The organism is Kribbella sp. NPDC031520 (assembly GCF_055580825.1).
Genome location: NZ_JBVIKS010000004.1, coordinates 477,853 through 500,768, shown reverse-complemented (window position 1 = coordinate 500,768; position 22,916 = coordinate 477,853). Strand labels below are relative to the sequence as shown.

23 protein-coding genes are annotated in these 22,916 nt (G+C 69.6%); 2 read left to right on the top strand and 21 right to left on the bottom strand.

What is annotated here, in order from left to right:
* The first annotated feature begins 80 nt into the window (after positions 1 to 80).
* Positions 81 to 782 carry a TetR/AcrR family transcriptional regulator gene (locus tag ACZ5BU_RS23125; RefSeq protein ID WP_465701957.1) on the top strand — a complete coding sequence of 234 codons (702 nt, stop codon included), beginning with the start codon at positions 81 to 83 and terminating at the stop codon, positions 780 to 782.
* Here the strand turns inward: ACZ5BU_RS23125 and aroB are convergent.
* Genes aroB through ACZ5BU_RS23105 form a run of 4 tightly spaced genes read right to left on the bottom strand, consistent with a single transcriptional unit; the run spans position 757 to position 3,818 of the window.
* Positions 757 to 1,875: a 3-dehydroquinate synthase gene (aroB, locus tag ACZ5BU_RS23120; RefSeq protein WP_465701955.1), complete on the bottom strand. Its 1,119-nt coding sequence runs from the start codon at positions 1,873 to 1,875 to the stop codon at positions 757 to 759. The genes ACZ5BU_RS23125 and aroB overlap by 26 nt on opposite strands.
* Complete coding sequence (locus ACZ5BU_RS23115) at positions 1,872 to 2,372, bottom strand: shikimate kinase (RefSeq protein ID WP_465701953.1); 501 nt, start codon at positions 2,370 to 2,372, stop codon at positions 1,872 to 1,874. Before ACZ5BU_RS23115 ends, aroB begins: the two co-directional genes overlap by 4 nt.
* Positions 2,369 to 3,568: a chorismate synthase gene (gene aroC / locus ACZ5BU_RS23110; protein ID WP_465701951.1), complete on the bottom strand. Its 1,200-nt coding sequence runs from the start codon at positions 3,566 to 3,568 to the stop codon at positions 2,369 to 2,371. Before aroC ends, ACZ5BU_RS23115 begins: the two co-directional genes overlap by 4 nt.
* Before the next feature lie 49 nt (positions 3,569 to 3,617).
* Positions 3,618 to 3,818, bottom strand: a complete 201-nt coding sequence (locus tag ACZ5BU_RS23105) for a hypothetical protein (protein WP_465701950.1) — start codon at positions 3,816 to 3,818, stop codon at positions 3,618 to 3,620.
* Positions 3,819 to 3,953: 135 nt separating this feature from the next.
* Between ACZ5BU_RS23105 and ACZ5BU_RS23100 the strand changes: the two genes are divergently transcribed.
* Entirely contained in the window at positions 3,954 to 5,066 is a 1,113-nt protein-coding gene (locus tag ACZ5BU_RS23100) for an ADP-ribosylglycohydrolase family protein (RefSeq protein ID WP_465701948.1), read from the top strand.
* Here the strand turns inward: ACZ5BU_RS23100 and ACZ5BU_RS23095 are convergent, their stop codons facing one another.
* From ACZ5BU_RS23095 to secA2, 17 genes are all read right to left on the bottom strand, one after another.
* Entirely contained in the window at positions 5,067 to 6,575 is a 1,509-nt protein-coding gene (locus tag ACZ5BU_RS23095) for an FAD-binding oxidoreductase (RefSeq protein ID WP_465701946.1), read from the bottom strand.
* 170 nt (positions 6,576 to 6,745) lie between these two features.
* The gene (locus ACZ5BU_RS23090) at positions 6,746 to 7,441 is read right to left on the bottom strand and encodes a prepilin peptidase (protein WP_465701944.1); all 696 of its coding nucleotides are present in this window, start codon (positions 7,439 to 7,441) and stop codon (positions 6,746 to 6,748) included.
* Between the two features lie 11 nt (positions 7,442 to 7,452).
* A complete protein-coding gene (locus tag ACZ5BU_RS23085; protein ID WP_465701942.1) occupies positions 7,453 to 8,490 on the bottom strand; it encodes a DUF2330 domain-containing protein in 1,038 nt (345 codons plus the stop codon).
* A 14-nt stretch (positions 8,491 to 8,504) separates the two neighbouring features.
* Positions 8,505 to 10,055: an FAD-binding oxidoreductase gene (locus tag ACZ5BU_RS23080; RefSeq protein ID WP_465701940.1), complete on the bottom strand. Its 1,551-nt coding sequence runs from the start codon at positions 10,053 to 10,055 to the stop codon at positions 8,505 to 8,507.
* Entirely contained in the window at positions 10,042 to 10,866 is an 825-nt protein-coding gene (locus ACZ5BU_RS23075) for a shikimate dehydrogenase (protein WP_465701938.1), read from the bottom strand. Before ACZ5BU_RS23075 ends, ACZ5BU_RS23080 begins: the two co-directional genes overlap by 14 nt.
* A gap of 1 nt (position 10,867) precedes the next feature.
* Positions 10,868 to 12,085, bottom strand: coding sequence for an endolytic transglycosylase MltG (gene mltG, locus ACZ5BU_RS23070; protein WP_465701936.1), 1,218 nt, complete (start codon positions 12,083 to 12,085; stop codon positions 10,868 to 10,870).
* The gene (ruvX, locus tag ACZ5BU_RS23065) at positions 12,082 to 12,540 is read right to left on the bottom strand and encodes a Holliday junction resolvase RuvX (protein WP_465701934.1); all 459 of its coding nucleotides are present in this window, start codon (positions 12,538 to 12,540) and stop codon (positions 12,082 to 12,084) included. The genes mltG and ruvX overlap by 4 nt, the downstream gene beginning before the upstream one ends.
* Positions 12,541 to 12,553: 13 nt before the next feature.
* The gene (gene alaS / locus ACZ5BU_RS23060) at positions 12,554 to 15,223 is read right to left on the bottom strand and encodes an alanine--tRNA ligase (protein ID WP_465701932.1); all 2,670 of its coding nucleotides are present in this window, start codon (positions 15,221 to 15,223) and stop codon (positions 12,554 to 12,556) included.
* 5 nt (positions 15,224 to 15,228) lie between these two features.
* A complete protein-coding gene (locus tag ACZ5BU_RS23055) occupies positions 15,229 to 15,465 on the bottom strand; it encodes a DUF6167 family protein (RefSeq protein ID WP_465701930.1) in 237 nt (78 codons plus the stop codon).
* Positions 15,462 to 15,872: a DUF948 domain-containing protein gene (locus ACZ5BU_RS23050; RefSeq protein WP_167209706.1), complete on the bottom strand. Its 411-nt coding sequence runs from the start codon at positions 15,870 to 15,872 to the stop codon at positions 15,462 to 15,464. Before ACZ5BU_RS23050 ends, ACZ5BU_RS23055 begins: the two co-directional genes overlap by 4 nt.
* A 171-nt stretch (positions 15,873 to 16,043) precedes the next feature.
* On the bottom strand, positions 16,044 to 16,373 hold the full coding sequence (locus ACZ5BU_RS23045) for an excalibur calcium-binding domain-containing protein (RefSeq protein WP_465701928.1): 330 nt from the start codon (positions 16,371 to 16,373) through the stop codon (positions 16,044 to 16,046).
* Positions 16,374 to 16,707: 334 nt separating this feature from the next.
* Entirely contained in the window at positions 16,708 to 17,016 is a 309-nt protein-coding gene (locus ACZ5BU_RS23040; RefSeq protein ID WP_465701926.1) for a nuclear transport factor 2 family protein, read from the bottom strand.
* A complete protein-coding gene (locus ACZ5BU_RS23035; protein ID WP_465701924.1) occupies positions 17,013 to 18,380 on the bottom strand; it encodes a replication-associated recombination protein A in 1,368 nt (455 codons plus the stop codon). Before ACZ5BU_RS23035 ends, ACZ5BU_RS23040 begins: the two co-directional genes overlap by 4 nt.
* 69 nt (positions 18,381 to 18,449) lie before the next feature.
* Positions 18,450 to 19,385: a hypothetical protein gene (locus ACZ5BU_RS23030; protein WP_465701922.1), complete on the bottom strand. Its 936-nt coding sequence runs from the start codon at positions 19,383 to 19,385 to the stop codon at positions 18,450 to 18,452.
* The gene (locus ACZ5BU_RS23025) at positions 19,382 to 19,630 is read right to left on the bottom strand and encodes a hypothetical protein (protein WP_465701920.1); all 249 of its coding nucleotides are present in this window, start codon (positions 19,628 to 19,630) and stop codon (positions 19,382 to 19,384) included. Before ACZ5BU_RS23025 ends, ACZ5BU_RS23030 begins: the two co-directional genes overlap by 4 nt.
* Positions 19,631 to 20,260, bottom strand: coding sequence for a VC0807 family protein (locus ACZ5BU_RS23020; RefSeq protein WP_465701918.1), 630 nt, complete (start codon positions 20,258 to 20,260; stop codon positions 19,631 to 19,633).
* 100 nt (positions 20,261 to 20,360) lie between these two features.
* Positions 20,361 to 22,874 carry an accessory Sec system translocase SecA2 gene (gene secA2, locus ACZ5BU_RS23015; RefSeq protein ID WP_465701916.1) on the bottom strand — a complete coding sequence of 838 codons (2,514 nt, stop codon included), beginning with the start codon at positions 22,872 to 22,874 and terminating at the stop codon, positions 20,361 to 20,363.
* Between the last annotated feature and the right edge of the window lie 42 nt (positions 22,875 to 22,916).

Below are 22,916 nucleotides of genomic sequence, written 5' to 3'. Positions count from 1 at the left end.
CGCTTGACGAACTTAGTTCGTTAATTACGATCTAGGTTCTATCTAACGAACTTAGATCGTGTCAAGGTATAGTGCCCGGCATGCCCGCCGATCCCCGCCGGCGCCGCGCAGCCCGCCGCGCCCAGCCCGCGACGGCGACCGACGCCGCGCCGAGAAAACCACCGATCACGGTCGAACGGATCACCGACGCGGCCCTGGAAGTCGTCGCCACCGAGGGATACGACGCGCTGACCATCCGCCGGGCCGCCGCCGTCCTCGGCACCGGACCGTCGTCGCTGTACGCGCACATCGTCAACAAGGACGATCTCGACGAGCTGCTGATCGGCAGGCTCTACTCCGAGGTCGTACTCCCCGAACCGGACCCGGCCGCGTGGCGCGAGCAGCTGCTCGAGGTGTACACGCAGATCCGCGACCTGTACCTGAAGTACCCCGGAGTCTCTCGCGCCGCGCTGGCCGTGGTGCCGACCAACCTGGAAACGCTGCGGGTCGGCGAGGGGATCCTGGCGATCCTGCTCGCGGGCGGTCTCGACCCGCGAACCGCAGGCTGGACCCGCGACGCGCTGTCCCTCTACGTCAGCGCGTATGCCTTCGAGCAGTCGCTGGTCCGGCTACGGCGCCGGGACGACGATCAGGAATGGGTGCTGAGCCACGACGAGCTGCTGGATCGCTTCATCGCACTGCCCGCGGACAAGTTCCCGGAGACGCGGCGGCACGCGGCCGAGCTGATCTCCGGCACCGGGCCCGACCGCTTCGAGTTCACCCTCCGTCTGCTGATGAACTGATCTCGCCGTACGCCGCGATCAGGAGGCTCGGGTCGGGCGCTTCGAGGATCGTCGGCCTGGCCAGGCCGTCGAGGACGACGAAGCGCAGCCGGTCCGCGCGGGTCTTCTTGTCGAGCTTCATCGCGTCCTGCAGGTGCGGCCAGGCGTCTGCGCGGTAGCTGACCGGGAGGCCGAGGGATTCGAGGACCGCGCGGTGCCGATCGGCGGTCGCGTCGTCGAGCCGGCCGGCCGCGCGGGCCAGTTCGGCGACGAACACCATGCCGATGCTGATCGCGGCGCCGTGCCGCCACTTGTACCGCTCGACGCGTTCGATCGCGTGGCCGAGGGTGTGGCCGTAGTTCAGCGCCTCGCGGCCGATCCGGCCGCCCGCGGCCGTGGTCCGTTCGCGCAGATCGGCTCCGACGGTGTCGGCCTTCACCTGGATCGAGCGGGCGATCAGCTCCTCGGTCGCGCCGTACGACGGGCCGGCGGCCGCGGCCGGATCCTTCTCGACCAGGTCGAGGATCACCGGGTCGGCGATGAACCCGCACTTCACGACCTCGGCGAGGCCGCTGACGTAGTCGTTCTTCGGCAGGGTCTCGAGGGCGGCCAGGTCGCAGAGCACACCGGCCGGCTCCCAGAACGCGCCGACCAGGTTCTTGCCCTCGGCGGTGTTGATCCCGGTCTTGCCGCCGACAGCTGCGTCGACCATGCCGAGCAAAGTGGTCGGGATGTGTACGACCTTCACGCCACGCAACCAGGTCGCCGCGACGAAGCCGGCCAGGTCGGTGGTGGTTCCGCCGCCGACGCTGACGATGGCGTCCGACCGGGTGAACCCGGCCTGCCCGAGCACCGACCAGCAGTACGCCAGCACCTCGGCGGTCTTCGCGTCCTCGGCGTCCGGAATCTCGATCGCGTGGGCGGTGAACCCCGACGCCGTCAGATCGTCCCGGATCGCGTCACCGGTCTCACGGAGCGCCCGCGGGTGGACGACGGCCACCCGCTGCACCCCGTCGCCCAGCAGCACCGGCAGCTCACCGAGCAAGTTGTTGCCGATGACAACGTCGTAGGGAGCCGCCGCGGCGACGCGGATTCGCGTCGGCCCGCCAGTCATGCGAGGTGCTCCTGGATTTCGTCGGCGATCTCGTCAGGGGTTTTGTTGTCGGTGAGGACCGTCAGTTTGGCCACCTCGGTGTAGAGGGGGCGGCGGGCTTCCATCAGGTTGCGCAACTGGGTGCGGACGTTGCCGAGCAGCAGGGGGCGGGCGACGCTGAGGCCGACGCGCTTGGTTGCCTCGCCGAGGCTGACGTCCAGGAAGACGACCGTGTGGCCGGCCAGTTCTGCGCGGGTTGCGGGGTCGAGGATCGCGCCGCCGCCGAGCGAAAGCACCTCACCGTCGTCCTGCAGCGCGGTCGCGATCGCGGCCCGCTCGAGCTTACGGAAGTGCGGCTCGCCCTCGTCGACGAAGATGTCCGAGATCGGCTTGCCCGCGACGGCCTCGATGTCCGCGTCGGTGTCGCGGTGCCGGACGCCGAGCCGCTGGGACAGCACCGCGGCGATGGTCGACTTGCCCGAACCGGGCGGGCCGACCAGGACGACGAGCGGGCTCACTCCCACTCCCGCGGGGTGATCGTCTTCGGCAGGTTCGCCAGGTACGACTCGTGGTTGCGCGCGGTCTCCGCGACCGAGTCACCGCCGAACTTCTCCAGCGACACCTCGGCCAGCACCAGCGCCACCATCGCCTCGGCGACGATCCCGGCCGCCGGTACGGCGCAGACGTCCGAACGCTGGTGGTGCGCCGCCGCGGCCTCGCCGGTCGCGGTGTCGATCGTGCGCAGCGCCCGCGGTACGGTCGCGATCGGCTTCATCGCCGCCCGCACCCGCAGCGTCTCGCCGGTACTCATCCCGCCCTCGGTGCCACCCGAGCGCCCACTGGTACGGCGTACCGAACCGTCCTCGGCGACGATCTCGTCGTGCGCCTGGGACCCCGGCGTCCGGGCCAGCTCGAACCCGTCACCGAGCTCGACGCCCTTGATCGCCTGGATACCCATCAGCGCACCGGCCAGCTTGGAGTCCAGCCGCCGGTCCCAGTGCACGTAGCTGCCGAGGCCCGGCGGGAGACCGTCGACGACGACCTCGACCACGCCGCCGAGCGTGTCGCCGGCCTTCTGCGCGGCGTCGATCTCGGCCACCATCTGCTTGCTCGCGTCCGGGTCCAGGCAGCGCACCGGATCCTCGTCGAGCCGAGCGACATCGGAGTACGCCGGGATCACGCCGTACGGCGCCTTGACCGTGCCGAGCTCGACGACGTGGCTGACGATGGTCACGCCGTACGCCTGGCGGAGGAAGCGCGCCGCGACCTCGCCGAGCGCGACCCGGGCCGCGGTCTCCCGGGCGCTCGCCCGCTCGAGCACCGGGCGGGCCTCGTCGAAGCCGTACTTCTGCATGCCGGCCAGGTCGGCGTGACCGGGCCGCGGGCGGGTCAGCGGGGCGTTCCGGGCCAGGCCGGCGAGCGTCTCGGCGTCGACCGGGTCGGCGCTCATCACCTGCTCCCACTTCGGCCACTCGGTGTTGCCGACCTGGATGGCGACCGGGCTACCGAGCGTCAGCCCGTGCCGGAAGCCGCCGACGAACGTCACCTCGTCCCGCTCGAACTTCATCCGGGCGCCGCGGCCGTAGCCGAGCCGCCGACGGGCCAGGGCGTCGGCCACGTCATCAGTGGTGACCTCGACCCCGGCGGGGAGACCTTCGAGTACGGCGACGAGCGCTTGTCCGTGCGACTCGCCGGCGGTGAGCCAGCGCAGCATGCGCCGATTCTTTCACGCCCGGCCCACGGTCCGGACGGCGGTCTCAGACTCAGCCGCAGGCCTGGTCCTCATGGGTGGGGCCGGTGCGGACGGACAGGACGGCGTTGAACGTCTTCGCGATCGCGGAGTGCTTGCAGGTCGTACTGGCCGTGGCTGCCTGACCGCCGGCGATCGCGGCGCCCGTGAGGGCGGTCGTGGCGAGCGCCGCCACGGCCAGACGCCCGGCGGTACGACGGAATGCGGTGGTCATCGTCTGCTCCTTCTCGCGATCGGTTGCCGATCGGTTGCTTGTAACAACGACACTAGAAGGAGCAGGCTCCGCGCGAACTGGCCCCAGATCCCGTCTTCGGGGTAGCGCTGGCACCACCATCGATAGGGTCTTGGCATGAGGCAGGACGAGGAGACGTGGCGGGCGCGGGTGCGGGGATGCCTGCTGGGTGGTGCGATCGGGGACGCGCTGGGCGGACCGGTGGAGTTCGAGGACGGGCGGTCGATCGTCGCGAAGTACCCGGACGGGGTACGCGAGTTCGTGCCCGGCGGCGAGGGCTGGCCGGCCGGGACGATCACCGACGACACCCAGATGACGCTCTTCACGGTCGAGGGGCTGATTCGCGCGAGCGTCCGGACCGATCGTGGGCTCGGCTTCACGGTGGCCGTCGTACAGCACGCGTACGACCGGTGGCTCGACACGCAGACGATGACCGGGCCGAGTGGTGAGCGGGACGGCTGGCTGCAGGCCGAGCAGTGGCTGTACGCGCGCCGGGCGCCGGGCAACACCTGCCTGACCGCACTCACCGAGGCGCGAAAGGGCGAGCCGAAGATCGCGCAGTTCGGGGCGCAGGCGGTCAACGACTCGAAGGGCTGCGGCGGCGTCATGCGGGTCGCGCCTTTCGGGCTGCTCCCCCACCTGTTCCCGACTGAGTGGGTCTTCGACGCGGCCGCGGACGCCGCCGGATACACGCACGGTCACCCGACCGGCAAGCTGGCCTCCGGCACGCTCGCCGCGATCGTTCACGAGCTGACCAACGGCGCCACGCTCGACGACGCGATCGAGAACGCGACGAGCCTCCTGGTCCGGCATGAGAGCCACGAGGAGACCAGTACGGCACTCGTACTCGCCCGGCACCTGGCCGCGACCGCACCCGCCGACCCGGTCACCGTCGAGCATCTCGGTGGCGGCTGGGTCGCCGAGGAGGCGCTCGCGATCGCCGTGTACGCCGCCCTCGCGTACCCGGAGCCGGAACAGTTCCTCGACGCCCTCTCGCTCGCCGTCACCCACTCAGGTGACAGCGACTCCACCGGCGCGATCTGCGGCAACATCCTCGGTGCCCTGCACGGTGAGACGGCTCTCCCCGCAGAGCTCGTCTTCACCGTCGAGGGCCGTTCGGTGATCCTGCAGCTCGCCGACGACTTCGCCCTGGAGTTCACCCAGGGCAACCGCCTGCACGGCGACTACGGGCCACACACGGCGTGGACGACCCGCTATCCCGGGTGGTGATTACGCAGGCTCGATCGACAGCTTGTGGTGGAACACGTTTCCCGGGTCCCACTTCGCCTTGACCTGCTGGAGCCGCGGGTAGTTGCCCAGGTAGTACAGGTCGTGCCACGGCACCCCTGACTTGTTGTACTCCGGATCCGCCAGGTCGCTGTCCGGGTAGTTGATGTACGACCCGGCGTTGATCGCGTTCGGCACCGGGACACCGCCGGTGTCGCGGTAGATGTCGGCGTACGACTTGCGCGCCCAGGCGAGGTGCATCGCGTCGTCGGACGGGTTCTCCCAGGACGCGGTCAGCACCATCTTGGCGACCACGTCCCGCTGCGCGGCGGCGGTCGCGCCGGACGGCACGGTGTTGACCTTGCCGCCGTACGGGATGAGCAGAACCGACGACTCGGGGCCGTTGTAGTTCTCGTCGGTGATCGCGTTGTACAGCGAGACGATCTGCTCGTCGGTGTAGCCCTTCTTCAGGTACGCCGCCTTGTACTTGCCGCGGCTCGGCGTCGCGGTCTCGCCGATCGAGCGCTCCATCGTCAGGTGCAGGAACGGCCCGACGCCGACGTCGATCGTCTGCGGCTTGACCTGGACGCCCGCCGTGATCGCGGCGTTGAACGCGTTCATCAGCTGCTCCGAGTCCGGCGCGGCGGCGTCGATCTGGGTGGACAGCAGGAACTGGCCGGCCTTCTTCTGCGTGATCACGAACGGCGCGTAGAGCGTCGCGTACGGCGAGTCGGCCGTGTTGTGCTGCTCGAAGAACGTGAACCAGTTCCGTACCGTGCGGACGAAGTCGGCCTGGGTGGTCTTCGGCCAGTCGTACACCAGCAGCGTGGAGCGCAGCGCGGCCGGTGCCTTGGGCAACGATTCCTCCGGCGTCCGGCCGGTCGACCCGGTGCTGCGCAGCAGGTACCGGACCACGACGCCGAAGTTCCCGCCGCCGCCACCGGTGTGCGCCCACCACAGGTCGCGGTGTTCGTTGTCGCGGGTCGCCACCACCGTGCGGGCGCGGCCGCCAGCGTCGACGACCACGATCTCCACGCCGTACAGGTGGTCGACGACCGAGCCGTACTTGCGGGACAGCGGACCGTACCCACCGCCGGCGAAGTGCCCGCCGACGCCGACGCCGAGGCAACCGCCGCCCGGCACGGTGACGCCCCAGCCGAAGAACAGCTCCTTGTAGAGGTTCTCCAGGATCGCGCCCGAGCCGACGGAGAAGGCCCGGTACCGCGGGTCCCAGGTGATGTCGTTGTTCGTCGACATGTCCAGTACGACCTCGATGTCGCTGCTGTCCACGAAGTCCTCGAAGCAGTGCCCGCCGCCGCGGACCGCGATCCGCTTGCCGCTGCTGACCGCCTCCTGTACGGCGGCGACGGCGTCCTGCGGCGACCGGATCACCCGGACGTAGTCCGGTGTGCCGACGAAGCGCCGGTTCTGCCCGCGGGTCACCAGGTCCTGGTAGCGGGCGTCGCCCGGACCGATCCTGCTACCCGCGGCGGCGGCGGTAGCGGTGGTCACGGCGGACGCCGTACCAGGGATGGCGAGTGCTGCACCTGCGACTGCCGTTCCGGCCAACAGGCCACGACGACTGACTGGCATGAAGTTCCCTCCCGAGAGTTCGAATACCTCGACCCTAGGAAGAGCGGCGGTGCCCGCACATCAACCATCTGGTGGAGTGCGGTACTCCACTATCCGGCGTACAACCGTTCCAACGGCGCGCCGAGCAGTACGCCGGCCAGCGCCCCGACGAGCATGAACGGCCCGAACGGGACCATCTGTTTGCGCGTCATCACCCGGGTCGCGATCAGCACGATCCCGACCACGGCGCCGAGGAAGAACCCGCCGTACAGCCCGGACACGAACTGCCCCCAGCCGAGCCACCCGAGCGGCAGCCCGAGCAACCCGGACAGCCGTACGTCGCCGAACCCGACGCCACGCGGGAACGCGAACCACAGCACGTAGAACACCGCGAACCCGATCGCTCCCGCAATCGCTGCCCGCCGCAACGAGCCCCACTCCCCTGTAGCAAACGCCGCAGCGAGCAGTGCAACGCCGACAAGACCGTACGTCGGCCAGATGATGATCGACGGCAGGAACCGCGTGCGCGAATCGATGTACCCAAGGACCGCGCCAGACACCGCCAGCACCAGCCAGGCAGGCAGTGCGGCATCAACACCGAGTAGCCAACCCAGCAACCCGCCTGCGAACGCGGCAAGACCACCACACCAGACCGCGGCTCTCGGATCAGCCAGTGACGCGTAGAGCGTCTTGGTTTCCCCCTCGTCCAGCACCGGCTCCGGGATGCGCCGCATCAGCCAGGGACCGAGGACGTACGCGGCTGGACCGCACACGACCACACCGATCCCGGCAGCAAGCAAGGGCACGATCGTGCAGCCTAGCGTCTGGGAGCGGACCGCTTGACCAGCACCCGCGTGAGCACCACCGCGCCGGCTCCGATCAGCAGTACGCCGCCGAGGAGCACCAGCAGCGTGCTGACCAGCCCGTCGTTCTCGGTGACGTACGTGACCCGCTGGAACTCGTCGTCGTTCGCGGCCGGCGCGAACGTGAAGTCGTCGGTGATCCGGCTCGGGTCTGGGTACGTCGCCGTGTACGCGGTCAGGAAGTCCGCAGGCTTCGGCAGCGCCTCGTCCTCGACCCGTCCCGCGAACAACAGTTCCGGTTTCACCCCGTCGTACGGCACCTTCGTGGCGTCGACGCGGTGTTCGGCCGCGACGTACACGGTGACGGTCTGCGCCGTGGTGGCGCCCTTGCTCAGCCGCATCGGGTAGACGATCCGCTCCGACGCGAACGTCAGCCGCAGCGGCGGCGTAGCGCCAGACAGCGTCTCCCCGTCCCGCTTCGGCGCGAGCTTGACCGCGACGATCTCCCACTTCTCGGTCAGGTACGGCGTGAGGTTCGCGGCGAGCGTTGCCGGTACGACGTACCCGTTCTTGCCCAGCCAGTCCGTGACCGCCGTACCGCTGGAGCCGGTCAGCCGGGTGACCGCGAAGGGGCCGAGCACCATCTGCTGACGGACGTTGACGCCGGACGGCGGTGCCGCCGCGCCGACCCCGTTGCGGGAGCGGCCGATCCCGAGGTCACGGAACGGCCAGTACGTCTTCTTCACCACCCGCTTCGGCTGCGTCATCCGGTCGAGCCGCCAGAACAGCTCGCTGTCGCCGAGCTCGACCTTGGCCGCGGCCGGGACCGGCATGATCCACGCGGCCTTCTTCGACGTACCTTGGACGGCCATCGACAGCGTGATCTGCTCGGTGCCGCCGGTGTACTGGACCAGAGCGTTCTCGCCGTACGCACGGGCCTGCGACTGCGCGTCCGGCAGGTAACCGCCGCACGCACACGCCCACGCAGGCCTCACCCCGGCCGCCACGAACCCGACCGCCAGCACACCCGCAACAACCCGCCAGAGCTTCACTGGCGGAACACTAGCTAGCTAAGGGTGTACGGCGCGTGGAAGAAGTTGGTCGGGTCGTACTTCTTCTTCGTTGCCTGGAGCTTGGCCGCGTTCGCGCCGTAGTACGCGCTGACCGGCCGGCCTGCCTCGAGGTAGTTCACGTACGCGCCCGCGGAGTGCGACCGGACCGCGCGATGACCGTTCGCGATGAAGGTCTTCGCGGCGCTGTTCTGGGACGACGAGTACCACTGGATCGTGGCCAGGGCGCTCCGCCACGGCCAGGACGAGCCGCCGGCCGGCTGCTTCGCGGCCTGTCCGCCGAGCGGGTCGAGGATCGCGGACGCCGGCGTACCGGCCCTAGCCGCTGCCTTCACCGCGCCGAGCAGCGCGGTGATCGTGGCCGCGTCCATCGGAGCTTTGAGTACATCGGAACCGGCGAGGAAACCCTGCCGCGGACTCGTCGTACCACCGCCGAGGTACTTCACCGCCTCCAGGTGCGACTTCACCGAGATGCTCCGCGCGGACGCCTTCGCGCCGACGAACGACTCGAGCTGCGCGGCGGCCGCGTTCGCGTTGCCGGTGGTGGAGACCCCGAGTACGTGGACCGACAACGTTCCGTTGCTCTTGGCATCGATGTGCAGGTTGCCCCAGGACGTCGTCGGCGCGGTCTGCGCGAACTTCTGCCAGCCGCGGACCACGGCGGCCGCCTGCGACTCCGGCCAGGTCAGCCGGAAGAACCCGAGCTTGGTCGCCGGGATCGTGGCGAACCGGAACGACGTGACCACACCGAGGTTGCCGCCGCCACTCCCCCGCAGCGCCCAGAACAGGTCCGGCTCGGAGGAGGCACTGACGTTGTGCGCCTTCCCGTCCGCGGTGATCACACCCATCGACACCACGCGGTCGCAGGTCAGCCCGTACGTCCGGGTGTGGATCCCCATCCCGCCGCCGAGCGTCAACCCGGCGACACCGACGGTCGGACAGGTCCCGGTCGGCAGGGAGCGACCGTACCGATCCAGGAACGCGTGGACGTCGTACAGCCGGGCGCCGGCGCCGACGGTGAGGACGCCGTTCGCGTAGCTCATGCTCTTCAGGCCGCCGACGTCCAACTGAAGCCCGTTGGGGATGGTGGACGCGCCGACGTACGAATGGCCGCCGCTCTTCGGGACCAGTACGAGCTTGTTGGCGCGGGCGAAGTCGATCGCCTTCTGGACGTCGGACGGCGCCGCGGCCTTCACCACGGCCGTCGGGCGGACGCTGTCCCAGCGCGGGTTGAACAGCTGGTGCGCGGCGGCGTACCCGGGAGTCGAGGCGAGGTACAGGCGGCCCTTCAGGGACTTGCCGAAGCTCGTCCAGCCGGGCGCGGCCGAGGTCAGGGTGGGCGCGGAGGTGGACGACGTACTGCTAGGGGTGCTGCTAGGGGTTGCGCTCGGCGCTGTCGAACTGGGCGGCGGTGCCGTGGTCGACGGCGCCGTTGTTGGCGTCTGCGAAGGCGTAGTACCGCCGGCGTCCTTCTTGGCGTTGCCACAGCCGGCCAGCGTCACGGCGGCACCGGCGATCAGGACCGTGCGACGGTCAAGCAGGCTCACGATCCCCCAGCTCCTCACGGGCAGCAGTCCGCATGGCCGCCAGAGGAGCCGGCGACCTACCCGTCATCATCTCCACCTGGAGGGTCGCCTGATGCACGAGCAGGTCAAGTCCGTTCAACAGCTCTGTACCGATCCGGTGCGCCGCGATCGCGAGCCGGGTCGGCCACGGGTGGTACGCGACGTCGAACACCACCGGCGCGACGCCGGCGAAGTGCTCGGCCCACGGGTCGACCGCGCCACCGGGCAACGTCGACACACACAGGTCGAAGCCGCCGATCTGCTCCACCTGCGAGAAGTCCGCCACCGACGTACGGAGTCCCAACTCCGCTGCCAGATCCCGCAACCGCTCGGCCTTGGCGATGTCCCGTACGACGACAGTCACCTCGCGCACCTGCATCCCGCGCAACGCCGCCAGCGTCGACGCGGCGGTCGCGCCACCACCCAGAACGACAGCGGTCTCCGCGGCCGTGATGCCCTGCTCGGCGAACGCGTTCACCAGCCCCGGTACGTCGGTGTTGTACGCCGCGCGGGACCCGTCCGGCTCGAAGATCATCGTGTTCGCCGCACCGATCAGCTGCGCGACCGGATCGACGGTGTCCACCAGGTCGAGCGCGACCCGCTTCAACGGCATCGTCAACGACAACCCACGGACGTCCGGGCCGAGCGACGCGACGAATCCGCGCAGCTCGTCCTCCTCGACCTCGAACGCGTCGTACGTCCAGTCCAGCCCGAGCGCGGCGTACGCGGCCCGATGCATCGCCGGCGACAACGAGTGCGCGATCGGCGAACCGAGAACGGCGCAACGGGTCAAGCTAGCACCGCCCCTTGTGTGCCTGGCACCACGTCTGCAGCTTCTGCACGTTCGCCTGGTGCTCGGCGTAGGTGGTGGCAAACGCGGTCTCGCCGGTGTCGAGGTTGACCAGGGTGAAGTACTTCCAGGAGCCCTGCGCCGGGTTGATCGCCGCGCTCAGCTCCTCGCGGGTCGGCGAGTTGATCGGCGTCGGCGGCAGACCCTTGTGGTTGTACGTGTTGTACGGCGAGGGGTTCTTACGCTGCTCGGGCGTCGTGTAGACACCGCCGTCCTTGCCGACCACGTAGTGCACGGTCGAGTCCATCCCGAGGTACATGCCGGCGGCGAGCCGGTTGTAGATCACCCGCGCGACCTTCGGGTAGTCCTGCGGGCGGTTGGTCTCGGCGCCGATGATGCTCGCCACAATCACGGCCTGGTACGGCTCGAGGCCCTTCCGCTTCGCGCTGTTCACCAGATCCAGCGAGGCGGCCGCCTTCGCGTAGTTGGCCGTCATCAGCTTGAGCATCGTGTACGCGTTCGCGTTCTTCGGCACGTCGTACGTCCCGGGGAACAGGAAGCCCTCGGCGTTGTTGTTCGCGTACGAGGGGAGGCCGAGCAGGGCCGGGTTGCCGAGCGCCTTCGCGGCCGCACCGGCCGGCAGTTTCATCTTGGAGCCTTGCAGGATCAGCGCGACCTCGGCCTTGGTCTTGCCGGCCGGGATGCTGATCCGCGTCACCCGCACCGACTCGGCCGTGTTCAGCATCAGGTCGAGCGCGGCCTTGGCGGACATGTGCTTGCGCAGCGTGTACGTCGCGGCCTGGATCTGCAGCGACCGCGGGTCGTCGCGGGCCACCCGCTCGAAGGCACGGGCGCTCTTCACGACCTCCTTCTTCTCCAGGGTGTCCGCGATCGACGAGACCGCCTGGCCCTTGGAGATCTCCACCACCACCGTGCCGGTGCCCTGCCCCTGGTAGTCCGGCGCGGAGAAGATCCCGGCGAGCGCGTCCTTGCCCTTGCCGAAACCGACCACGGCACCGGCCACGATCGCGCCGACGACCAGCAGCGAGACCAGGCCGGCGAAGCAACCGAAGGCGCGACGGCCACGGGCCCGGCGCCGGCTCGCCCGCCGCTCCACCCGGCTCTCGGCGCGCAGGCCCAGGCCACTTCCCAGATCATTGCCCAGGTCGTCGCGCTGCTCCTCGCCCTCGTTCAGGTCTTCGTCCACCGATGGTCCGTTCACAGAGGCCTCCCGGGTGGGTTGCCGGTCTCACGCTCCAGGTCGAGCGCGTGCTGGAGAATCACGACCGCCGCGGCCTGGTCGACCACCGCACGCCGTTTGGAGCCCTTCTTGCCCCGTTCCCGCAACTGCCGTTCGGCGGTGACCGTGGTGAACCGTTCGTCCACCAGCCGCACCGCCGTCCCCGAGTTCTTCTCGCGCACCTTGTCCTGCACCTGCTCCGCCGTCTCCCGGATCTTCGCCGCGGCCGGCCCCTCGCCCCCGGACAGGGAACGCGGCAGCCCCACCACGATCTCGAACGCCTCCAGTTCGGCGGCGAGTGCCGCGATCCTATCCAGATCGCCCGGTCCGCGCCTGACAGTCTCCACCGGAGTCGCCAAGATCCCGTGCGGATCGCTGCTGGCGACGCCGATCCGCGCGTCGCCGATGTCGAGCGCGATCCGCACGCCCCGTCTCATCAGCGGTGGTCCATCAGCCCGTGACCTGGTGGCCGATGGCGTGCTCGACGGCGCTCAGCGCGTCGTCGGCACCGGCCGCGTCCGTGCCGCCACCCTGCGCGACATCGTCCTTGCCGCCACCCCGGCCACCGAGCTTCTCGGCCGCGATCCGGACCAGGTCGCCGGCCTTCAGCCGCCACTCACGGGCGGTGTCGTTGAGCGCGACCACCATGCCGGGTTTGCCGTCGTTCACGCTGAGCACCGCGACCACGACCGGCTTGTCGTTCGACATCCGGCCGCGGACGTCCAGGGCCAGCTTGCGCAGATCCCCGCCGTTCACACCGTCCGGTGCGCGGTGGCCGACGAACTGCACACCGAAGACGTCCTTCGGGTTGCTCGCCAGCTCGGCACCGGCCTGCAGCACCTGGGCCGCCCGCATCCGCTCGAGTTCCTTCTCCGCGGCGCGCAGGCGCTCGGACAGGTCCGCGACCTTCGCCGGCAGCTCCTCCGGGCGGGTCTTCAGGTTCTCGCTGAGCAGCCGGACCAGCGCCCGCTCCTTGCCGAGGTAGTGCAGCGCCTCCATGCCGACGAACGCCTCGATCCGCCGGACCCCGGCGCCGACCGAGGACTCGCCGGTGACGGCAAGTGCGCCGACCTGCGACGAGTGCTTCACGTGCGTGCCACCACAGAGCTCGCGCGACCACGGGCCGCCGATCTCGACCACGCGGACCTGCTCGTCGTACGTCTCACCGAACAGTGCCAGCGCACCCCAGTCGCGGGCCTCCGGCAGCGTCATGTACTGCGCGGACACCGGGAGGTCCTGCCGTACGGCGAGGTTCGCGACCTCCTCGATCTCCGAACGGGTCGCCGGGTCGAGCGCCGACGTCCAGGCGAAGTCGAGCCGCAGGTACCCGGGCTTGTTGTACGAACCGCTCTGCAGCGCGTTCGGGCCGAGCACCTGGCGGAGCGCAGCGTGCACGACGTGCGTACCCGAGTGGGCCTGGCAGGCCGAGACGCGCCACTCGTGGTCGACCTGGGCGTGCACGTCGCTGCCCGGACGCAGTACGCCCTCGAGGATCTCGACCCGGTGCACGATCAGGCCCTTCACCGGCCGCTGCACGTCGAGCACCTTCAGCTTCAGGCCGTCGCCGACGATCAGGCCCTCGTCCGCGATCTGACCACCGGACTCGGCGTAGAACGGGGTCTTCTCCAGCACGACCTCGACGGTCTCGCCCTGCTCGGCGAACTCGGCCACCTGGCCTTCCCGGAGCAGGCCGCGGACCTGCGAGTCGGTCGACAGCTCCTGGTAGCCGGTGAACTCGGTGACACCTTTGTCCCGCAGCTCCCGGTACCCCGAGGTGTCCGCGTGCCCGGCCTTCTTCGCCCGCGCGTCGGCCTTGGCCCGCTCGCGCTGCTCCTTCATCAGGCTCTTGAAGCCCTCGGTGTCGACGTTCAGGCCCTGCTCGGCGGCCATCTCGACGGTCAGGTCGATCGGGAAGCCGTACGTGTCGTGCAGCTGGAACGCCTTGGCGCCCTCGAGCTGGTGCGCACCGGACGCCTTGGTGTCGCGTACCGCCACGTCGAAGATCGTCGTACCGGCCGTGAGGGTACGGCGGAACGCCTCCTCCTCGGCGTACGCGACCTGACTGATCCGGCCGAAGTCGGTGACCAGCTCCGGGTAGGACTTCTTCATCTGCTCGAGGCTCACCGGGAGCAGCTCGACCAGGCTCGGGTCCTCGTAGCCGAGCAGCCGCATCGAACGGATCGCCCGGCGGAGCAGGCGGCGCAGGACGTACCCGCCCTGCTCGTTGCCCGGGGTGACGCCGTCGCCGATCAGCATCAGCGCACTGCGGACGTGGTCCGCGACCACCCGGAACCGGACGTCGTCGACGTGCTCCACGCCGTACTTGCGGCCGCTGAGCTCCGACGCCCGCTCGATCACCGGGTAGATCTCGTCGATCTCGTACATGTTGTCGACGCCCTGAAGGAGGTACGCGACCCGCTCCAGGCCGAGACCGGTGTCGATGTTCTTCTTCGGCAGCTCGCCGAGGATCGGGTAGCCCTCCTTGCCGCCGCCCTCACCGCGGATGTTCTGCATGAAGACCAGGTTCCAGAACTCCAGGTAGCGGTCGCCCGCCTCCCAGTCCCGGTCCGCGCCGAACTCCGGGCCGCGGTCGATCAGGATCTCCGAACACGGGCCGCACGGGCCCGGGATGCCCATCGACCAGAAGTTGTCCTTCATCCCGAGCCGCACGATCCGGTCGTCGGGCAGCCCGGCGACCCGCTTCCAGATGTCGATCGCCTCGTCGTCCTCGTAGTACACCGAGGCGTACAGGACCGACTCGTCGAAGCCGTAGCCGCCCTCGTTCTGGGGCTTGGTGACCAGCTCCCAGGCGTACTCGATGGCCTTCTCCTTGAAGTAGTCGCCGAAGGAGAAGTTGCCGTTCATCTGGAAGAACGTGCCGTGCCGGGTGGTCTTGCCGACCTCGTCGATGTCGAGCGTGCGGACACACTTCTGCACGCTGGTCGCCCGCGGGTACGGCGGGGTCTGCTGGCCGACGAAATACGGCACGAACTGGGCCATGCCGGCCACGTTGAACAGCAGGTTCGGGTCCGGCGACGGCAGCGGCGCACTCGGCACCACCGTGTGGCCCCGGTCCTCGAAGTACTGCAGGAACCGCCGCCTGATCTCACTGGTTTCCATGGGTGTTACCGGTAGTCCTCACGATCGTTGGTGTCCTCGATGCCGAGCGCGTCCCGCAGCTCGGTCTCGCGCTCGGCCATGCCCTCACGGACCTGGTCGCCGAAGTGCCGGACCGCGGCAGCCAGCTTGGCCGCGGACTCCTGCATTCCCGCTGGGGCGAGCACCTTGGCACGCTTCTTCAGCCTGGTGACGGCGTACACGCCGACGGCGATCCCGATGATCAGCCAGAAGATCCGCTTCACCGCTTCCGTGCCTTCCGCTCGGCCTTCATCTCGTCCTTGACGCGCTTGGCGACGTCCTTGCGCTGCTGCTCACCGAGTGCCCGGCGGACGCCGTACGTGAACGCGGCCGCCTTCACCAGCGGACCGCCCGCGGTGGCCGAGAACAGCGACATCAGCGCAGCCGCATTCGTGGTCACGGTGGTCGCGTTGTCGGTGATCGTGTCCACCTTGGCCAGCTGGGCGTTCGTGGTCGCCACCGTGGTGGTCACCTCGCCGAGCAGCGGGACGCTGGAATCGGAGACGCCCTTCACCATGATCCGGGTCTCGTCGAACACCTTGCCGAGCTTCAGGATCGGATAGGCCAGCAGGCCCACCAGGATGAGCAGCGCGCAGGCGGCTATCAGCCCCGCGACTTCACCGACGCTCATGGAAACGATCCACCTTCCGTAGCGACCTCGTGCTTGTGCCCACCCTATGGACCTTGTGGACCGCATGACCTTATCGCGCGGCCATACCGCACTCCGCTCCAGGACACCATCCCTCACATCACAGTCGCTCACCAAACCGGATCGCCCGGATCCGCGACGAGTCGGTGACGCTCAGGAATTGCCGCGTTCGCAGGCGATTCCGTCGCCGTTGCGGTCGAGCTCCGGGGTGTAGCCCGGATCGCCGCGGTGCAGGGGCGCCTTGCCGGCGGCCCGGACCTCGGCGCAGTTCTTGTACGCGACCGAGGGAGTGCTGCTGGGCGTCGTCGACGGCGAGGCCGGCGTCGTGCTTGGGGTCGTGGTGCTGGGCGGGCTGGTCGTTGATGAACTGGTCGACGGGTTCGTGGTTGTCGTCCGGGTGGTCGTGCTCGACGTGCCGGGGCTCGGCGTCGTACTGCCAGGGGTGTTTCGAGCCGGAACTGACCCCGGCGGCATCGGCGTCATCGTCGGACCTTGTGGGGACACCGGTTGCATCGGTCTCCCCACGGGAATGGACTGCCTGGTGCTCGAACGCGACGTACCTTGCGACCGCTCGACCGGCGAACCCGTGGGCCGCAGAGCCTGCGAATCGGCCGTGTCGTGCGATCTGGACGGCACGAAGAACCAGGCGCCGGCCAACGCGACCACGACAGCCGCGACCGCTCCCAACTTCAGCACCGGTACGCGCCGGCGGCTGTGCCGCGCACCGAACTTCCGGACATGTCGACCTAGGCGGAACTGCCTCACCAGCAAACCCTTTCGCCCCCAGGCCGACAGGCAGCTTATCCAGTCGAGCGCTTCAATCGAAGCTCACCGTCAGTGCCTGAACGGTCCCGTCGGGTGCCCAGCGCAGCTCCATCGAGCCGGTACCGCCGCCCGACCAGCGGAAACGCGCCCGCTCGTCGCCGTCCTCGATCAGCGTCATGGTCTCGTCCGGAGGATTCTCCCGGTACGCCGCCGCGATGGCTGTCCGACCTTCGAACGGTCCGGCCGGTACCTGTACGGAACTCATGGTCGCGTCCTCCGCGAACCGCTCCGCGAAGGTGTCCCAGTCCCCGGTCCGGACCGCCTCGTTGAACGCGGCCACGTGGTCTGCTGTCCGGCTCACTTACGGTCCCGGAGGATCTTGCGGATCGCCGCGACACGGTCCGCGTACGACGCCTCGCCGCCACGGCGAGTGGGGTTGTAGTAGTCGATACCGTCGATCACGTCGGGGGCGTACTGCTGGGGGACGACGCCGCGCGGGTCGTCGTGCGAGTACTGGTACGAGGACCCGTGGCCGATCTTCTTCGCGCCGGCGTAGTGCGCGTCCCGCAGGTGCGGCGGTACCGGCCCGACCTTGCCCGCCTTCACGTCCGCGATCGCCGCGTCGACGGCCATGATCACCGCGTTCGACTTCGGCGCGAGGGCGAGCGCGACGACCGCCTGCGCGAGGTTGATCCGCGCCTCCGGCATCCCGATCAGCTGCACCGCCTCGGCCGCCGCGACCGCGACCCCGAGCGCGGTCGGGTCGCCCATCCCGATGTCCTCGCTGGCCGAGATCACCAGCCGGCGCGCGATGAACCGCGGATCCTCCCCCGCCTCGATCATCCGGGCCAGGTAGTGCATCGCCGCGTCGACGTCCGACCCCCGGATCGACTTGATCAACGCCGACGCCACGTCGTAATGCTGATCGCCGGCCCGGTCGTACCGCACCGCAGCCCGATCAACCGCCGTCTCCAAGGTCTTCAGGTCGATGACCTTCGCCTCTTTGGCCCGGGCCCCACCGGCGGCCGCTTCCAGGTACGTGAGGGCGCGGCGCGCGTCTCCGCCTGCCATCCGCAGGAGGTGGTCGCGGGCGTCGGGGGCCAGCTCGAACTCGTCGTTCAGGCCGCGTTCGTCGGTCAGTGCCCGATCGAGCAGTACGGCGATGTCGTCGTCGGTCAGCGACTCGAGCGTGAGCAGGAGGCTGCGGGACAGCAGCGGGGAGATGACGCTGAAAAATGGATTTTCCGTGGTCGCGGCGACGAGAGTCACCCAACGGTTCTCGACTCCGGGCAGGAGTGCGTCCTGCTGGGCCTTCGTGAAGCGGTGGACCTCGTCGATGAACAGGACCGTCTCGACGGTGCCGGTCGCGCGGGCCAGGTCGCGGCGGGCGCCGTCGATCACCTGCCGGACGTCCTTCACGCCGGCCGTCACCGCCGACAGCTCGACGAACTTCCGGTTGGTCTGATGCGAGACGACGGCCGCGATCGTGGTCTTCCCGGTCCCCGGCGGACCCCACAGCAGCAGCGACATCGGCTGGTCGCCCTCCACCAGCCGCCGCAGCGGCGACCCCGGCGCGAGCAGATGCTGCTGCCCGACCAACTCGTCAAGGCTCCGCGGCCGCATCCGCACCGCGAGCGGCGCCGCGGTGTGGTCCACGTCCGCCAGACTCCCGCCCCCACGAGCAGGCGCCGGCGCACCCGGAAGATCGAACAACCCATCACTCACCCGAAAAGCCTATCCACCCCCACCGACATCCCACGTCCCCGCGGTCGTCGGGGCCGGCGGGTGGCGGTGCTAGCGGGTTGGGCCGGGGCGGCGGTCGGCGGCGTTGCGGAGGGCGCGGTGGTCGCGGCGGGTGGCGGGCGACTCGGTGTCGAGGGTGTCGGCGAGATCCTTGCGGACCGCGCGGAGCTGGGCCTGGGCGGGGTCGAGCCGGGAGCCGACCGCCTGGTCGTGGTCGCGCCACGCGTCCGCGAACGCCTTGGTGTACAGCGCGACGGCCGGCACCTTGAGCGCCACGTCGGCCCAGAGCGGGGCGCCGGTCATGTCGACGCTGAGGTTCCAGGCAAGCAGCGCCGACGCGTTCCTGGCCTGCCGCATGAACACCTCGCGGCGGCTGATCGGCGCCTCCTGGCGCCGGGCGAGGTCCATCCGGCTGTCCATCAACTGCTGTCCCTGGCGGACGAGCTCGTCGGCCGCCTGGCGGAGCGGTTCGCTCACCCGGACCTTCGCGCCCTCCGCGACCACGTCCCGCAGGACACTCGCCCGCCGGTACCGGACCAGGGACTCCGTCAGCCAGGTGTCGTCCCAGTCCGGCTCCTGCGCGCGACCGCCGTACGCGTCGGCGAACTCCTTCCGGAAGTCCTCGATGCTCTTGGCCGGCAGCGGTCGCCCCCCGATCGACGCGTCGCTGATCGCCTGCGCGGATGCCTCCTCGAGGCTGACACCCCACTTGTTGTCCGGGTTCAGCGACATCTCGGCGGCCTTCGCCAGGATCTGCTCGGCATCGGTGCCTGCCCGGTCCGGTCGTACGTCGTCCAGTCCGAGCCTCTGCCACCAGTGCGCGAGCCGATCCGCCGTACGTCGTGCCTTGTCGGGGGTGTCAGCGGGGAAGGACTGCTCGTACCGGTCGAGGGCCAGCAGGGCCTCCGTGGCGAACAGGTCCACCACCTGTTGTGCGGCGGCCAGTTCGTCCCGGCTCGGCTCCCGGCGTTCGGCTCGCGGGGTCATTGCCGGCCGTCCAGCTCGGCCTGCACCTGTTCGACCGCGTCGGCGCGGCGCTTCAGTGAGTCGAACCGCTCGGCCTTCTCCGGGTCGGCCGGCTGGTAGTCCGCGTCGTCGGTAGCCTCGGTGGGGATGTACCACCAGCGGTTGTCGTAGAAGGTCGGACCGATCTCCATCCCGGCCAGCATCGGCGTCGCCTGGCCGCCGTCGATCAGCTCGCGCATGCGGTCCTGCGTCAAGTAGTCGGTCATTCACCCGACTGTAGAGCGCCTGGGGTCGAACACGAGGTGCCATGTGCCGCTGCGCCGCAGCAGCACGATGGTGGGGATCTGCAGTACGACGATGGTGGCGATCGTGATCACCGGGTCGGTGGCCGGTACGACGGAGATCGGCAGCGTGTACGCGACGACGATCCGCACCACGCCGTCGACGATCGTCGCGATCCCCCACCAGACCGTGATCCATTTCCAGGCGTCCCGGAATCGCTCGTTCGTCTCCCAGAGCTGATCCATCACCGGCGCCCGGGGCGCGAACAGCGCGCGGGTGACGACGAACGTCATCGGCTGCGGATGCCGCAGCGACCACAAGGTGATGCCGGCGAACGGCAGGCTGATCCACGCGTTCCGGACGAGCAGCAACCGCGCATCGCCACCGACCACCGCGATCACCGAACTCGCCACCATGCTCAGCACGACGGCCATCCCCACCAGGTCGGTACGCCGATTGCGCACCAGGGACACCGCTGAACTGATCAGTCCCGGGACTACGCCGGCCAGCAGAGCGGTCAGGTCATTCGCTCCGAGGGCTTTGAGGCCGTAGTACAGCGCGAGCGGAATCGCGATGTCGACGACGAGTAGCCAGGGGCCGCGGTGCGTGGGCATGCGAAGAGCCTCGCCCCGGAAACCGCCGGTCCGCATCGAGCCGACGGCCAGGCACCCCTAGACCAAAGTCGGAGTCAGAACCCGGAACCGTCCGGTGAGCTCACTTCTTCACGTCATCCTCTGGATCCTCGGTGCCGCGCAGCTCCTCCGGCAGCTCGTCGTCGGCGTCCGAGTCGTCGGCGTCCGAGTCGTCGGCGTCCGAGTCGTCGGCGTCGTCGGCGTCGCGGAGTTCGTCGGGGAGGTCGTCCTCGTCGAACTGCTCCGGGAGGATTTCCTCCGCTTCGGCGACCGAGCCGGGCTTGATCGCGTTGCGGAGGCGGCCGAGGATCCGGTCGGCCTCGGTACCGAACGGGTTGTCGTTGACCAGGTACGTCCAGGTCGCGGTCGGCCGCGGGATCCCGCTGGCCTCCTCGTCCAGGCCGTCCGCGGTGATCTCAGCCGTGGTGAAGGTCTCGACCGCGTCGTCCCAGGCATCGGAGATCAGCGTGTCGAACGATGCGATCGCGGACTTGTTGAACTCGTCGATCGGCTTCAGGTGCACGATGCCGCCGGCCAGCGACCGCAGGTGGATACCCTCGCGTAGGTCGGCAAGGTACGCCAGGTGATCGGTCCAGCGCCGGTCCAGATGCCCCAGCGCGATCCGCCGCGCCGCACTCTTCACCACGTCCTCGCCGACCTCGTCGACCAGTTCGTCGTACCGCTCCTTGGCCCGCTCGGCCAGCTCCTCGGCGGCGAGGTCCTCGGTCAGTACCTTCTCGCGGGTCTCCAGCAGGATCGCGCGCTGCTGGCCGGTCAGCCGGTTGTACTGCCAGGTGGTCCGGTGCAGCTCGGCGTTGGCGCCGTCCGCGACCCGCTGCGCGTGCTCGAGTACGCCGATCGACTTGCGGTCGGTCAGCCGGCCGGTGTCGTCCGGGTGCGGGCGCAGGCCGGAGGAGACGGAGTACCGCGTGACCAGCTCGTCGGCGAGCGACGCGAAGAACAGCGTCCCGCCCGGGTCGCCCTGCCGGCCGGCGCGACCACGCAACTGGTCGTCGAGCCGTCGGGAGGCATGCAGGCCGGTGCCGATCACGTACAGGCCACCGAGCTCGACGGCCTTCTCCTTGTCGTGCGTCTCGTCCTTGCCGCCGAGCCGGATGTCGGTACCGCGGCCGGCCATCTGCGTCGACACCGTCACGGTCCCAGGTACGCCGGCTTCCGCGATGATCGCGGCCTCCTCGGCGTCGTTCTTCGCGTTCAGGACGACGTGCTCGATCCCGGCCGCTTCGAGCCGGTCGCTGAGCTGTTCGGACTCCTCGACGCTGTGCGTGCCGATCAGGATCGGCCGCCCGGTCTCGTGCACCTCGGCGATGTGCTTGACCAGGGCCTCGTTCTTCTGGTCGACGGTCAGGTAGAGCCGGTCCTGGTCGTCCTTGCGGATGTTCGGGGTGTTCGGCGGTACGACGGCCACCTCGACGTCGTAGAACTCCTGCAGCGACTCGCCGACCACGACGGCCGTACCGGTCATGCCGCACAGGGTCTTGTACTGCTTGATCAGCGCCTGCACCGTGATGCTGTCCAGCACCTCGCCGGAGTCGCTGACCGGGACGGCCTCCTTCGCCTCCACGGCGGCCTGCAGACCGTCGGGCCAGCGCTGCAGCTTCGCGACCCGGCCGCGGTTGTTGTTGATCAGGCTGACCTTGCCGTCACGGACCAGGTAGTCGACGTCCCTGCGCAGCAGCACCTCGGCGTGCAACGCGACGTTGACCTGGGTCAGGCGGTCGAGGTTCTCGTCGTCGTACAGGTTGATGTCGCCGAGCGCGGCCTCGACCTTGTCGGTGCCCTTGTCGGTCAGCCCGACGGTCCGGCCGTCGCCGTCCACCTCGTAGTCCACGCCCGCGCGCAGCGTCCGGACCAGCTGGACGACGTCGTCGTCGAGCGCCTCGGAACGCGTCGCACCGGCCAGTACCATCGGCACCCGGGCCTCGTCGATCAGCACCGAGTCGGCCTCGTCGACCAGCGCCACGTCCGGCTCGACGGTGACCCGGTCCGCGACGTCGGTCACCAGGCGGTCCCGCAGGACGTCGAACCCGATCTCGTTGACCGGTACGTAGCAGACCTCGGCCTGGTACGCCTCCCGGCGCTCCTGTGGGCTGGACGCCTGGCCGACGTGCGACACGGTCACGCCGAGGAGCTCGTACACCGGGCCCATCCACTCGGCGTCGCGCTTGGCCAGGTAGTCGTTCACCGCGAGCACGTGCACCTTGCGGCCGCCGATCGCGTACCCGGCGGCGGCGATCGCGCCGGCCAGCGTCTTGCCCTCACCGGTCGCCATCTCGACGACCCGGCCCTGCAGCATCGCCAGCGCGCCGACGACCTGGCCGTCGAACGCCCGCTCGCCGATCGCCCGCCGTCCCGCGTCCCGGGCGAGCGCGAGGAACTCGATCTGCTCGTCCTCGTGCAGCCCGCCGGTGGTCCGCAGGTCCGCGACCGCTTCGGTGAGCTCTTCGTCGGTGAGGGAGAGGACCGATTCCTCCGCCTCGCCGACCAGCTGGGTGAGCCGTTCGTACGGGCCGAGATCGATCGAGCCGGGGCGCTGCAGCAGCCGGCGGAAGCGGGAAGCGATTTTCAGGGCCATGATGCAGGCAACGTACAGCCTCAGTGTGTCGTTCCGCAGGTC

What these genes read in the sequence shown, in the direction of transcription:
- ACZ5BU_RS23125 (WP_465701957.1), top strand. Translation starts at nt 81, where the DNA reads ATGCCCGCCGATCCCCGCCGGCGCCGCGCAGCCCGCCGCGCCCAGCCC.
- aroB (WP_465701955.1), bottom strand. Translation starts at nt 1,875, where the DNA reads ATGACTGGCGGGCCGACGCGAATCCGCGTCGCCGCGGCGGCTCCCTAC.
- aroC (WP_465701951.1), bottom strand. Translation starts at nt 3,568, where the DNA reads ATGCTGCGCTGGCTCACCGCCGGCGAGTCGCACGGACAAGCGCTCGTC.
- ACZ5BU_RS23105 (WP_465701950.1), bottom strand. Translation starts at nt 3,818, where the DNA reads ATGACCACCGCATTCCGTCGTACCGCCGGGCGTCTGGCCGTGGCGGCG.
- ACZ5BU_RS23100 (WP_465701948.1), top strand. Translation starts at nt 3,954, where the DNA reads ATGAGGCAGGACGAGGAGACGTGGCGGGCGCGGGTGCGGGGATGCCTG.
- ruvX (WP_465701934.1), bottom strand. Translation starts at nt 12,540, where the DNA reads ATGAGACGGGGCGTGCGGATCGCGCTCGACATCGGCGACGCGCGGATC.
- alaS (WP_465701932.1), bottom strand. Translation starts at nt 15,223, where the DNA reads ATGGAAACCAGTGAGATCAGGCGGCGGTTCCTGCAGTACTTCGAGGAC.
- ACZ5BU_RS23050 (WP_167209706.1), bottom strand. Translation starts at nt 15,872, where the DNA reads ATGAGCGTCGGTGAAGTCGCGGGGCTGATAGCCGCCTGCGCGCTGCTC.
- ACZ5BU_RS23045 (WP_465701928.1), bottom strand. Translation starts at nt 16,373, where the DNA reads ATGACGCCGATGCCGCCGGGGTCAGTTCCGGCTCGAAACACCCCTGGC.
- ACZ5BU_RS23030 (WP_465701922.1), bottom strand. Translation starts at nt 19,385, where the DNA reads ATGACCCCGCGAGCCGAACGCCGGGAGCCGAGCCGGGACGAACTGGCC.
- ACZ5BU_RS23025 (WP_465701920.1), bottom strand. Translation starts at nt 19,630, where the DNA reads ATGACCGACTACTTGACGCAGGACCGCATGCGCGAGCTGATCGACGGC.
- ACZ5BU_RS23020 (WP_465701918.1), bottom strand. Translation starts at nt 20,260, where the DNA reads ATGCCCACGCACCGCGGCCCCTGGCTACTCGTCGTCGACATCGCGATT.
- secA2 (WP_465701916.1), bottom strand. Translation starts at nt 22,874, where the DNA reads ATGGCCCTGAAAATCGCTTCCCGCTTCCGCCGGCTGCTGCAGCGCCCC.